This window comes from Methanococcoides alaskense, assembly GCF_027594145.1.
Lineage (GTDB): Archaea > Halobacteriota > Methanosarcinia > Methanosarcinales > Methanosarcinaceae > Methanococcoides > Methanococcoides alaskense.
Genome location: NZ_JAQFFK010000003.1, coordinates 731,987 through 745,988 on the forward strand (window position 1 = coordinate 731,987; position 14,002 = coordinate 745,988).

At 35.7% G+C, this 14,002-nt stretch carries 10 protein-coding genes; 1 reads left to right on the forward strand and 9 read right to left on the reverse strand.

Translation table 11 applies throughout. The annotated features are described in order from the left end of the window. Positions 1-20 precede the first annotated feature (20 nt). The 9 genes from PBV53_RS07475 to PBV53_RS07515 form a co-directional block, all read right to left on the reverse strand. Positions 21-1,646 carry a deoxyguanosinetriphosphate triphosphohydrolase family protein gene (locus tag PBV53_RS07475; protein WP_270096526.1) on the reverse strand — a complete coding sequence of 542 codons (1,626 nt, stop codon included), beginning with the start codon at positions 1,644-1,646 and terminating at the stop codon, positions 21-23. Between the two features lie 54 nt (positions 1,647-1,700). Then, on the reverse strand, positions 1,701-3,440 hold the full coding sequence (pglX, locus tag PBV53_RS07480) for a BREX-1 system adenine-specific DNA-methyltransferase PglX (RefSeq protein ID WP_270096527.1): 1,740 nt from the start codon (positions 3,438-3,440) through the stop codon (positions 1,701-1,703). A 4-nt stretch (positions 3,441-3,444) separates the two neighbouring features. Further along, positions 3,445-5,145 (reverse strand): BREX-1 system adenine-specific DNA-methyltransferase PglX, encoded by a 1,701-nt coding sequence (gene pglX, locus PBV53_RS07485; RefSeq protein WP_270096528.1) that lies wholly within the window; start codon positions 5,143-5,145, stop codon positions 3,445-3,447. A 209-nt stretch (positions 5,146-5,354) separates the two neighbouring features. Beyond that, complete coding sequence (gene brxC / locus PBV53_RS07490; protein ID WP_270096529.1) at positions 5,355-8,927, reverse strand: BREX system P-loop protein BrxC; 3,573 nt, start codon at positions 8,925-8,927, stop codon at positions 5,355-5,357. Positions 8,928-8,947: 20 nt separating this feature from the next. Continuing rightward, positions 8,948-9,292 (reverse strand): DUF1788 domain-containing protein, encoded by a 345-nt coding sequence (locus PBV53_RS07495; protein WP_270096531.1) that lies wholly within the window; start codon positions 9,290-9,292, stop codon positions 8,948-8,950. A 365-nt stretch (positions 9,293-9,657) separates the two neighbouring features. Further along, positions 9,658-10,644 (reverse strand): restriction endonuclease, encoded by a 987-nt coding sequence (locus tag PBV53_RS07500; protein ID WP_270096532.1) that lies wholly within the window; start codon positions 10,642-10,644, stop codon positions 9,658-9,660. A 25-nt stretch (positions 10,645-10,669) separates the two neighbouring features. Then, the gene (locus PBV53_RS07505) at positions 10,670-10,906 is read right to left on the reverse strand and encodes a hypothetical protein (RefSeq protein WP_270096533.1); all 237 of its coding nucleotides are present in this window, start codon (positions 10,904-10,906) and stop codon (positions 10,670-10,672) included. Positions 10,907-10,910: 4 nt separating this feature from the next. Next, positions 10,911-11,291 carry a hypothetical protein gene (locus tag PBV53_RS07510; protein ID WP_270096535.1) on the reverse strand — a complete coding sequence of 127 codons (381 nt, stop codon included), beginning with the start codon at positions 11,289-11,291 and terminating at the stop codon, positions 10,911-10,913. Between the two features lie 36 nt (positions 11,292-11,327). Continuing rightward, complete coding sequence (locus tag PBV53_RS07515) at positions 11,328-12,044, reverse strand: ribonuclease III domain-containing protein (protein WP_270096536.1); 717 nt, start codon at positions 12,042-12,044, stop codon at positions 11,328-11,330. 347 nt (positions 12,045-12,391) lie between these two features. Here PBV53_RS07515 and PBV53_RS07520 point away from each other — a divergent pair, with 347 nt between their 5' ends. Next, positions 12,392-13,999, forward strand: a complete 1,608-nt coding sequence (locus PBV53_RS07520; protein ID WP_270096537.1) for an AAA family ATPase — start codon at positions 12,392-12,394, stop codon at positions 13,997-13,999. The last annotated feature ends 3 nt before the right edge of the window (positions 14,000-14,002 follow it).

Genomic DNA, 14,002 nt, shown 5'->3' on the forward strand with positions numbered 1-14,002 from the left:
TAGCATCCTGTATTATAATTTTAATCTACCAAATATAATTTTTTATATTCATCCTTTGCATAGTTATCAGTCATGCCTGCAATATAATCACATATTGTAGAGAGATAAGCATAATTATTTTCTAACAACCATTTAACGAATCGATCAGAATCGTTCTCGATTTCAGAAGTACCTATTTTATTTATAGATTCAAATATTGATTCTTTATCGTGGCCATTTATATCATAGGGATTTTTAATAATCGGGCCTTGCATGTATATTATAGGAATGTCATCAAGTTTTAACAATTTAATTAACATGGTAATGTCTTTCTTTGTTCCATTTTTAAAGATATCACTAAGACGTAAATCTATACCATAGAACTGAAACTTATCACGAATTGCTTTTTCTAGCCTCATTAAAACATATGAAGGCATTTGTAGAGGATTATTATAATATGCTTTACATAATTGTCTGATAATGAATTTCGATTTTCCATCAAACATGTTCACACCATGTGAATTTATAATTTGATGATTTATGTAGCTTTCAATTTTGTTATCCAGAATTGTCCCTAACTCCGAAAAAGATACAAGATTTTTGTCAAGAATTGTACCATTACAAGCATTCGTTCTAGAGATGTCTAATTCGGAAATCGAGATATTATAATTTGTTGTTCGATAAACATCGATAATAAAATATTCAATGATATCTCTTACTAAACTGTCAATCATATAAAGTTTATTTTTGGATTCTTTATTAACTTCGAGTTTGTTTTTTAATATATCCAATGAATTATAACAATCATTCAGATAAACTTTTTCTTGGTGACTACATGACTTACAGTTAACAGGTTTAGCATCGACAATCTCACCTATAAAGCTTATTATTTTTGAATAAACATCATTAGAATCCAATCTCAATGAAGCGTCACGTAATCCATCATCAAGATCATGTTGACGTTGAGCGATCTCATCGGCAATTGAAACAATTTGACCTTCAAGTGTTACAGAAAAATTAAAATCTAAATACAAAGTATCAATTAATTTTTTATCATGAATAAATCTTTTGATGTCCCAGCAGTTCCCACATTTAGTACAATCTTCTTCTTTACATCTTTTTGTTCTGGTGTGTTTTAAGATTCCTTCTAAAACTTGCCAGCTCAGGTTTAATCCAGGTTTATCCTGATATTTTAATGTAGTAATATCCAATACTCGGACACTATTAAAATTGTGCTTAAAACCGCCATGATTTATTTTAAATCTCGTCATTCCAAGATTGTCATTCCCACTCATCACATCATCTAACACCCTTTCACCTTCATGTCCGAATGGCGTATGTCCAATGTCATGACCAATTGCAATAGCTTCTACTAAATCTTCATTCACTGAAAGATATCTGGCAAGACTTCTTGATAATTGGGAAACTTCTAATGTGTGAGTAAGCCTAGTTCTATAGTGATCACCTTTCTCATTAGAGTAGATCTGTGCTTTGTGTTGTAATCTTCGAAAAGCTCTTGAAAAAAAGATTCTATCTCTGTCTCTTCCAAATTCGCTTCGAATCATTTCTTGCAATATAGGATCTTTTAAAGACAAGTCTTTGTTAGCATCTTCATAAAATCGATCACTTTCTTTAAATTCTTGTTTCAAATCGGAACTTGATATCATACTACCACCTAAAATATCATCAACATACCTTAAAGTAGAAAATAGGAACGATAATCATATCTTCCCAACCAACCCTTCAAACTTCGCATAATTAACCTTGACCCCATCATCCAGATCGATTTCAATATAAGCATCTGCCTTATTCTTCAGCACCTCATCATACTCCATGATCTCCCGAATCTGTCCAGCCAGCTTATCTCTCTGAGAAGTAACTTTATCCCCATCCAACATCCCTTTCTGAGCATCCATTTTACTTTCAAGCTCCAACAAATAATCCATCCTCATCTTAGCCAAAGTCTGCTTATCATACCGATGCATATAGACCAAAGCATTGAAAGCCTTCCCCTTTCCCGAAGTAAACATCCAGTATATCGGTCTCTTCTTGTACATCTTCAAATGATCCTTGTAGAAATCCTTGATAAAGTAATCCCGAATAACCTGCTCTGACCCCTTGCCACCTTTCTTCGCCAAAGCCCCTGCTATAAAGTCCAGATTTACCGACAATGTCTCTGCCCCAAACGTAAACTTAAGGAATTCCTTGAATCTGCCCACAATATCATCCGAGAAATACTCATTATCCAGCACCGGAATAATATTATCCTCATCCGGCATGAAATCCACATTAGGTACTTTTGCCTTGAAGTCTGCGAGTGTTTCACCTTGATTTGCGAGTATTAGCCCGGGCTTTTCGGGTGAGTAGCGACCGAACATGCAGCCGACAGCGTAGGAGATAAACTGCTTAATAATTACATCTTTTTTGAATGAAAGTTTGCCATTCCTAATTTCTGTTTCAGTCTTAAGAATTGTAATATCTTTCAATGGTACATCTGGTGTTAACTCATCCTCAAGGCCATATATGTCAATGAAAATACGATTGAGTTCTTCTTCGTTTGTATGGAGTTGATGGAATTTTTCTTTCCAGTAGGTGCAGTAGTTATTGTAAGCATCTTCTAGAGTTAATGTTGTTTTATAGTGGATTAGTTCGTTAATGTTGAAGTCCCATGATATTTCTCGAGAATCCCATTCTTCGCAAGAAATATCGATGCATTGTTGAGTTAATTTACTGATCTGAATCTCGTCTGTTGATGAAGGTACTATAAACGGTAAGTTCACAAGATTACCTACGAGGATGCTAAGACCATCTCTAATGTAGCTTAGAAGTAGCATTGTGGGTTTTGAATTTAAAAGAGCCATTATATATGTTAGATTACTATTTTTTTCAAATGCTGACAACCCAACAGCATCAAAAATTGAGCCTATTTTAGCATAACGCACACTGATTTGATTACTTGTAATTTTAGACCAAGTTATTGATTCTCTAAAATAGTATTTTTGATTTCTTATTGTTGATTTTAGTTTACCGTGTTTATCAACAAAATGTTTAATGTCATATCCATCATTTTGATAATTTATAATCAAATCATTGTTCCCAAACCATTTACGAGTAGTTCCTCCACTTTTGCATGGAAACCACTTAAAGCCGGAATCAATAGAATTTTGAACATTTTCAGAGTTAAAGTATATATTATTAAATTGAATTTCAAACCAACTTCTCATAAATTTTGTGTTGTCACCAGTAGTAATTCCAGTTTTAAAATCAGCAACATCTTTTAAACTATTATTTAATTTAAAAATATCAATAATTTTATCATTTGATTCATAACAAATCGTTTTGCCAGGAATATTTAAAAAAACAGACTGATCCAAAATAAATTTTCGATTGTCATCATTGAAAAATTCATTCTCTTTTTCATTACTTGAATTGTAATTTATCAAATTTATAAATGTAGTCATTTTTTTACTTCCTTAATACAAAAGATGTTGTAGAAACAACTTCACCACCAATTTGTTCAAAAGCTCTTGCTCCTAAATGAACCATGGTATCAATACAATGATTTTGTAATATATTCACTCTCAACTTTTCAAAAGAAGAAAGAAACATCCATGATTGCATTGTGATCATTGAAGTAAAACAATTATTTGATGTGTAATCTAGACATCTTTGAATAAATACAGAAAATAAGTCACTTTTTGAATCGGGATAATCCTTTGCTACTCTTTTCTTCAATTTAGAGTTCATTCCACTTGCATTCATATACGGCGGATTCGTCACCACACAATCATACAAGCCTGCCATCACTTTTGCCTGCTTGACAATATCATCAACGCCAAATGATACTGAAAAAGAATCTAACGATGGCTGCTCCTTAAATCGTTCGTATTCCTCATCGATCTTTGCAAAATCGAATTTAGGGAGTTTCAGGATAGAGCCGTACTCTTTGGCATCGATGAAGAAATCATAGAGGCGGTGTAATTGAGGGTATGTTGAAGCGTCTATCTGGAGATGGTTGGTTTCCTGTATGGGGCAGAGGTTTAGGTTTATCTGCTTTTTGAACAGGTCCTTATCATACTTTCTTGCCTGCATCATCAGGGCGAAGCCTGCAAGTTGGGTGGCACGGTTGTCGATCTCTAAACCGTAGAGATTATTGTTGAGGATGAGGGGGGCTATTTCTTCATCGAGGTAGCCCATGGAGTGGTAGAGTTCATAGAAAACATCGAAAGCATAGACAAGGATATGACCAGAACCCATGGCGGGGTCGAGGAGGGTTATTTCTTCGAGATTGTGGGTTTTGTTTTCAGGGGTTGGAGATTCCTGTTCTATGAAGTATTTGAACTTTGATTGCAGGGTTGGGTTTGGATTGGATTCAAGCCATAGTCTGCCGAGGGAGTTTTCAACCATGTACTTGACTATCCATTTAGGAGTGAATAGTTGGGTAGCAGCAGGGATGTTCTCTTTGCTTATTTTGATGTTCTTTTTCAGGTCTTTGAACACTTCGGTCTTTCTTGGATTAACATAATCTTGATAGATCCAACCGATGACCTCAACTTCACGCCAGTCAGCTTCATCGATGATGCCGTTAATATCGTGGATAATTGAATCGGTGTGGAGCAGGTCTGCTGGAAGCAGGAGTTCGGTGTAATCCTCAATGCGTTCGAACAGGAACGGCATGATCTCATTAAGATAATTGCAGGTCTTGAGGATAAGGTATCTGTAAAGTTCTTCGTCCTTGTTATCGGTTTTAAGGTCGAGAATGTGAGAGCGGTCAAGGTCGAGGAAATCTATGGATGTTGCCTGAGTGAAAAGTTCAGGTTCATTGTCGTGGTCGTATGGGTCTTTGGAGGAGAACACTTTTACGGGGAGGTAAGCGTTGGCTTCCATGAATTTGAGAGCAACAAAACGGTTGAACCATGTGTATGTGACTTCATCCATCACTTGGACGTAGCCATTCTCTTCAACTGCTCTTACAAGTTGCTCACGCTGGTGCATGATCTTCTTATCTAAGACTTTGCCACCTACAATAATGGCATCTTCTGTTGTGCTGTCCACGGGGTGGATCGTTTCGGGAGTAATACCAAGGTTAAATGCTTGGTTCTTTATTTCTGTGAGGAGCTTGTCTCTCACGGTATTTGAAAATGCCTCTATCTTTTTCTTATCCATAGTAGCTACCACTTGATTATTGTAAAATTGTTGTGTTCAATAAGAGCAAATCATACGTTTTGATCTGCTTGTTCGTTTTTTAAGAATTTGTGAGCTTTGGAGGTCAGGCGATATTTTTGTTTACTGCTGCGAGGTTTCATCGAACTTGGTCCTCACATGATTCCTCGGTTGTTAAACTTCGCAACAAATTTTAATCTGGTATTTAATAATCAGAACTTAATATTACTCTCCTCAAGTATAGCAATAAGCTTAGATCTCAAACTTTCGAGATACTTGTCAAGCTCTTCTTCAGATCGAATTGTATTCGGAGTGCGGAATACAGCATGTTCGATCATTTTTGTTCCACGAACAACAGGCATTGGATCAGGAATACCTGACTCACCATCAACCTCAACAGGTGCCGTGGCCTCCTTAATGACCTGCAACTGTTTACTGATCTCATCAAACACTATCCTCAGCTCACCTTCAAGTCTATCAAGCTGAAGTTTCACAAAAGAACACTCATCTGAACTTGTAACATCAACTTCCAGTTTCTCAAATGGTTTTAACACAGAAAGTTTGAAGTCATTGGACAATGTCGCATGATGTCCAAATTCATCCTCTATCTCTATCTTAACACTTTCAAGTCTATCAAAGAACTGCTTCTTTAAAATCTCAAGACTTGCTTTAAGGGAGCTATCTATAGATATTTCATATCCGGTCAAAGTCTTTATTTCAGGATATGGCTGCTCAAGAGCTAATATCCTCCCAATGTCCTTAACAGCAAACTTTCCATCAGCATCAAGGAATTGCTCGTTCCTCTTGAATGAACCGATCTTCTTCGCAACCTTCCTGAAAATATCAACCTGTGGACTTCCAAAGAATCTCATCACAGGACTTACTTTTTCTTTTAGATCATGAAGAATTACCTTATCTTCTGAAAGCTTACCAAGGAATTGAGAAGGATCAGTGATACTCAATAAACGTTTCAAAAACTTCTCATAAGCAAGAATATCTTTCTCACCTGGGTAGCGTTTCTCCTCAGCATACTTGCCAGCAATTCTCTCAACGCTTCCCATCTCTTCACTAATTATCTCATAACAAAGATCGAAAAGGTCCTTCTCCTTATCAGGAATAGCCGTTCTATCAAACACATCTCGAAGGATCGACTTAACATCATTGATTATTTCCATTCCAGCAGGCTTACGTATCTCAAGGATCACACGTTCAGCATCATCTTTTCTTGTAAGGTATCTGGCAATTTCCTCTGGATTTCCCTGAAGCGTTGTCTTTTGGTATCTAAGTCTGATATCCTCGTTTGTAAAAAGAGTCGCAACAAGACCGGATATTGTCAGATCATTCCAGCCATATGGCTTTCCTGAAAATCTACTCTTAACTTCCTTTAGAACAACATTATCGTTCTTTTCAGTACGAATATCCACATAATCTAAAACTTCTTTCAAAGCTCTTTTATTAGTATCTGATTTACCGATGCCATACTTTTCAAGATCATTTGATCTTAGAATCTTTAGAACATCACTATCGGAATCAAATTTTCTTGTAACATATCCATACTTACTGTAAACATTCTCAAAAAGAACATCTAATCCTTCCTTTACCCTTTCCTTGGGGTTCTTGTTCCCAATACTTGACACTTCTTTACCATGAACAAATATTCGTGCTTCAGATGCTCCATCCAATATACCTCTAACAGCAGACTCTTTAAGCCTCTCAAGGTCCTGTTTTTTATCCAATAATATACGGTGGCGAATATCGTTATCTGATCTTGAGCTGTTTTGAGTAAGATATTTGTTGATCCTCAAATATTTTTTAACTATATCTACAAAATCACTCTTTTCAGGGAAAATGAAAAGTAACGTATCCTTAGAATCAATATTGCTTAAATTATCACCCGACAACGACCTCTGACCACTGCCTCTTGTTACCTCATCAGACATTGGGGTCAGGAATTTAACAGTAATATCTGCATTGTTTGCAGATTTAGTTTTATCATCAAGTGCTCTATCAAAAACATATTTGCTATGCTTAACAGGACAAATATCATTAGAATTAAAAACAACATTGAAAATATCATCAAGGATCAAATGCCTGTCAACATCAAGGTTCTTGATCTCACGATTGATCTCCTGCTCCTCGTTGGTCAGGAATGAATAACTATCTCCTGATTTATTGATAAGTGTCTGTCCTTCCAACTTAATCAAAGACTCAGCGACACTTTTCTTAAGTTCAAGCTTATCCTCATTAACACTCGAAACTGACAAAGCCACCAGATTCTCAAGATTTGCCTGAACATCTACCACATGACGAATCATGAACAACATCTTTAAAATATCGCAATCAGCATTGTTTAAAACATCATTTGCTTCTGCTTGTTTGATAGTACGCGTAATAATCGGGTCAAGAAAACTCTCAACGGTACTATAAAATGAAGAGAACGGCACAAGAACGCCAATTTCATTATCACAATATTTCTCACTTGCTTCCTTGAAAGCATTAAGCATAGACCTCTCACCTTTTGCAAGGTGTTTTCCTGTATATCCAGTCTGCCTGATCTGGTCAAACACTTTCTGCAAAATAATGAACTGGTAAGGAACAAATGGATAAACATTAACAAAATCATCAGAACTAGAATACAATTTCATCTGTGCTGTGCCATTTGAGAACAATAACAAATTCTTCAGTATGGTTTGATTATCTCCATAATATACTGAAAGCATATCCTTGTAATCATCCTTTTTATCAAGAATCCTTCTTTTGATAACCTCGTCCACATTAGCACTGGAAAGGCTTAATCGAGTATCAAAACGTCCCTGAATTTTAGAAAAATCATAACCTTTTACTTTTTCCTGAGTAATAAGATCAATATCAGCCTGCGATGTGACAATTACCCATGCTTTCCCTACAAGTTTAGTACCAAGCTCTTCAACGATCGTTTGGAGATTCAGCATTAGCTCACTATTCGCACCAATATATTGTCCTATCTCGTCAATAAGGAAAATGACCTGATGATCATTTCCTTTTGAATCACAATATTTCTTCAGTTTTTCAGCAAACTTCTCAACATCAAAATGATATGCTTGACCATCGTTATCGAAAAGTCTCTCATTAGCTTCACGACTTTGATAGCCACAATTTACCAACGCTTCAACAATATCATCCTGTTCAAAAGAATAGCTACTTCTCTTGTTTTCCCAAGTATCACCATTGATCTTCAAAAACTCCTCTTTAAATGAACCATAGAGACCTTTATTGTCCATATCTTCTTCCATTTCAGCGATCCAGAAAACATCCCTGTAGTACCCTCTCTTCTCATTGAACGCACGCATCATCACATTAACAATAAGCTCATTGTCTCTGTCAACAGTACTTGCTTTAGAATCGATATTGAACAGGATGACATCTTTTGTACCATAATTGACCGATCTTTCAATGCTATCGAAAATAAGTGCATCTTCAATTTTGTCCCTGAAAAAATCAAGAGATGTTTTTCCATGTACAGTCCTATTTTCCATCAAATATGAAAGTATTTTTATGAAATGAGACTTACCTGAACCGAAAAAACCCGATACCCAAACACCGATCTTATCAGTAGATTCCTGTGTGGCATTTAAGTATCTGGAAAAGAACTTATCAAAATGTTCCCTTGATTCTTTTGTAACAACATACTCATCAAGTTCAGTATAAATACTGGCATCATCATCTTGATCGACCTTAATGACACCATTGATATTTCGTTTAACGTCTTTTAAAAAGAGGTCTTCTATTTTGGTTCCACTTGTCATAACTACCACACATTAAACTATTAAATATTGATCAACCTAAATGCTCTATAATAATTCTTAGCAGTCAGTTTTCCAAACAAACTCAGATCAAACTCACTATATTCCCCTGGATAGAACATAACAAGGGGCGTATTATCAAACACTGGTTGTAAATTGTTCAAGATCGAATGTGACCTTATCATTGGCCATGCCTTCCCAGCACCTGTCAGAAAAATAATATCTGGACTTTCGGCTTCTTCGACCTTGTTCATTATTGTATTTTTAAGAACATCCGGCTTTAGCATAAGTTTAAGCTTTTTGAGCAACGCATCTGAACCTTTCCTCTTTTCAAGAGCAATGATCTTCTCTTCAGGAATCTGTTGCAATATTTCAAGACAAGTATCGTACAGATCGATATTGAGGATAGAAATGGATTCATTTTCGAGACTTGTTATGATCTTGTTGATCTTGTTTCTAACAAGAAGTTCTTTATCTGCTGGATAGTCAAATATCCAGAATGGAATCTCATTTCCAAGCCCTCTTGCTTTTAAGAAGTCTTCTTTTTGAGCTCATCTTTTAATTGCTCTAAACGTTCCTCGAAAGTCATTGATATCACATGTGTCTAAATTTATTTAAATGTAGTTAATTCATTTTCATTATGAAAGCATCTAATTGGTTCATATTGAGCTTTTCAAATTTGGTTCTATTTATATCGATTATAACAAATTCTGGTTAAGTATCAATTAAACTTTCATGCAGGCCAATAGATCTTAGCCAATGGCACCAACAACTTCGTTTCCACATCAAACTCATCATAATTCTGAATTATCAATTCAACCAATCTATCAGAATCAATCAATGTTAACTGCTCAATGCTTCTATCTGCTTCATACTTTGCTTCCTTAGAAAAACCGCCAGTAGAAATATACAACCCCTTTCTACCTCTCAACACAGAATGAAAGCTACGAACCTCTGGTGCACCCATTTTTCCACTGCGGTGCTTTACTTCAGCCAATATTCTTGGCTCTTCCAACATCATGCCATCAGGGGAAGCTTCAATATCCTTACCTCTATCAGAACCACGTTCTGTGACCAGTGTCTTGTAACCCATTGATCTTAGAACTCCTGCGACCAGTTTTTCCATTTCTTCCCAATCAAGTGCAATTATCTTATCTTTAATGAGTTCATGAGCACGTGAGACCATATCCTCTTTCAGTTCTTCTTCGCTTATCTCTTCTAGCTCTTCATCAGGATGTGTTTTCTTTCCTTCAAGTATCTCGATGATCTCTTCTGCAGCATCATCGTTGATCGCAAATATAGTAGTAATAGCACCGAGGCTATTTCGTGTTGAAGTTGAGAGGTCATCTCTTCTTACTTCTCCAACCCAATCAACCTTTCTTGTGTGGTAATAGTCACTTATTTCAGTATTATATTCATAGTCAGATCGGATCAGGCCTAGAATATAGATCCTGTTCGCAGGGTCGTATGATATCACATAGTCATCTTTTTTGAAATCGAAACGGAACCTATTCATCTGGCCAGCAGCATTACTTATCTGGCTTTTCTTGGAAAAATATGTGCATGTTTGTTCAACAAGTTCTTTCACTTGATCTTTGTTTTCAACTTTGCTGATATCTCCAATATCCCATCCAATAGCAACATAGTTTTTGTTTTTGAAATCGTCTATCAGGTAAGCATTTTCGCCCGCTCTAACCATCCACATGTTTGTTTCTGACATTGTTTCCCCTGTTTTTTAAATAATACTAATCTGCAGCTAAGATTAAATTTCTACAGTTTCTCCTTCCAACAATTCCCCATGTGATGGATGACAAGTAAACACCAGCACATGCTCCTAAATAAGCAGCTCCTTTAACAGCTTTATTGCCATCAACTTCTTTTATTTTTTCACCTGCATATGCTAAACCATAATTAGTTGCATCAACGATTTTATCAACCACATCATCGTTTTGACTACTAACTGCAGGATCATCCAAATCCAAAACATTAATTGATTGATTGATTCAATTCATGAATACGCATTATAAATCTAACAACGAAATCATTGTTATTTTTAGTGATGACAACCGTTCCATCATCTTTATCAATCGCAAAAAAAGACAAGTAGCTTGCATCTTTGCCGATGGATATAAATCTAACATAACCTTTTTTAAAGCTACTTGCACGTCTAAAATGTATTTCTGAAATCTGGGATAAAGGCAGGGTATATTTTTCAGATAGTTTACTTCGCAGGAACTTGTGGAAGGGTAGCCGATCAACAACAAGATGATCTTCAAAAAGATTGATATGTCCATTTAATTCCTTGAACTGAAGTATTGGGTCAGGTTCATGATTAGTATTTGAAAAACGATCATTCTGAAATTTCATTGATTCACACCTACATTATCCAAATTTTTGCAAAAATTATTTTAATGAAACAATTGATGTAATTATATCATCTAGTCCGGATTCAATATACATAATACCAAATACAGCTTCAACCATTGTCCCTTTTACATGATTAATTGTCTTTGTTTTGGCATTGGATTGATTTGGAATAAAGGGAATTCTATGATCAAACATATTCCATTTATCACATATTCTTGCTAAATTTCCATTTGATGCAATCTTCGATCTATTTACGGACAGATCTCCAACATTAGAGATATTAGGCTGCCAAAGAACTTCTGCTAATGCTAAATCGATTGCTGCATCACCAATAAATGCTAAAACTTTGGCTGCTTCATCTAAATTTAAGTAAGGTTCAAAATTGTAATCAATGCCAGCTTTAGAATAGTATTTATTCACTTCAGCAAACAAATTTTTGATACTAGGTTGAATGAAAGATAAGACAAATAAATCGGGTTCATCAAACTTATAATTGAGATTTTGTTCCAATTCAACAAGTTTATGTTCTTTTAAATATCGAATTGTTTCATTAATTTCTTTAATCTGATTTACCCATTTTGTGATTTTCATCTTATCGTTAATGTTATTTTCTGGAATCTGGGAGATTTGTGATTCTAATTGTTCTCCAATTGCAGGAATATCATCAAAAATTCCTTGTATATTCCATTTTAATTTTAAGCATGATTCGCCCACTTTGTTCTTCATTTGTTTTCCAGCTCCTTGTAATGGCATCCAACGATCAAAATTTAATTACTTTTCATTTTCAATTAGTAGACTAACAAAATCAGTCTAACTCATTTGAACAAAATTGCTATGAAATTAAATTGCTTTTTACTACCAGTATTTTTTTATGCAATTAAATATAAAAAGATTTTAATGTATATATTACTTTTTAAATTGTTTAGTTCCTCTATGAATATTTATAATTTCGTAAATTCTAGTAAAATTCACAAACAACGAAATATAGCACTAATAAAATAATATACTTGGGTACAAATCAAAAAATATTAATACACCTCTCTATATATTACAGATGAATTATAATAATTTATTATTATTACTATGTTGAGGTAATCCAAATGAATATTGACACAAAGATCATAAATTTGATTGAGTCTGGAGCACCTATCATCCAGATTATAAGTTATGAGACTTTGAGAATTCATGCATCACTGATTGAAGCTGCTTCAAAAACAGGAAGAAGTGCATATGTATGGAATAGAACTGAGGGTCTCTGTGAATTGGATCAGAATGGTCAATTGATAGAAAAAGATGAAGAAATGAGAGATCCATCATCTATTCTTGAATGGTTCACTGAAGATGAATCAGAAGAGTCCTTATTATTGCTTGAAGATTTTCATCCAGATCTTACCGAGCAACAACCACATATTATCAACAGGTTGCGATGTATTGCACGTAGGATTTTAACGCAACAATTGAATGATCGAACTTTATTATTATCTCAACCCATACGGTATTTACCTCTTGAACTTGAAAAAGATGTGCAAGTACTAGAACTACCATTACCAGGGAATAGCGAGATAAAACAAATAATGCGGAGTGTAAGACAGCGATTTGGTTTGCATGAACGTGACTATCAAGAATCATCTAGATTGATAGAAGCAGCACTTGGTCTTACGACCAGTGAAGCATCCCTAGCATTCTCTATGGCTGCTGTAGAAAATAAAAGACTGACGGATGATGAAATTCCTTTAATCGCGGCAGAAAAAGAACAAGTGATAAAAAAACGCGGTCATCTTGAATTTTATCAACCAGATCAGGGATTGAATGATATTGGTGGTCTTGGCAGGTTAAAGGACTGGTTGGAACGTAGGGAGAGAGCATTTACAGAAGATGCAAGAGACTTCGGTCTAGAGTCACCAAGAGGGATACTACTTCTGGGTCTACCAGGTACTGGAAAAAGCCTAGCTGCAAAAGCAGTTTCGAGTGCATGGCAACTTCCTTTATTAAGATTGGATATGGGTCGTGTATTTGGGGGAATTGTTGGGCAATCAGAAGAAAATATACGGGCTGCATTGAGTACAGCTGAAGCATTGGCACCCTGTGTTCTCTGGATTGATGAAATTGAAAAGGGAATGGCTGGAGCACAAAGCTCTGGTTCAACCGATGGTGGAACAACATCTCGTGTCCTTGGGACGTTCCTTACATGGATGCAGGAAAAGACAAAACCTGTATTCGTACTTGCAACTGCAAATAACATCTCTCAGTTACCTCCTGAATTGCTCAGAAAAGGGCGTGTCGATGAAATCTTTTTTGTAGATTTGCCTGATGCAGATGATCGTAAAGATATAATTCGTATTCATCTTCGAAAACGCCGTCGAAATTCTGATCACTTCACTAATGAAGAATTGGAAAATCTAGTAGACATATCACGTGGGTTTACAGGAGCTGAACTTGAAGAAGCGGTAAAAGAAGCAATGTTTAGAGCTTTTGATTATGGGAGGGAATTAACTGCAGATGATCTGGAAGATGCTATAAATGATACTACTCCACTTTCCCATACAATGAGAGAAGTTATCCAATCCACGCGACAATGGGCAAAAGGGCGTGCAGTACCAGCAAGTGATAGAGAACCGGAATTGTTAGACAAAATTGATTCAAGGTCCAAGCAACCTAGGTTACGTCAAGAGATCGATAACCCATTTATCACGAATCCCAAGGAGTAAGAT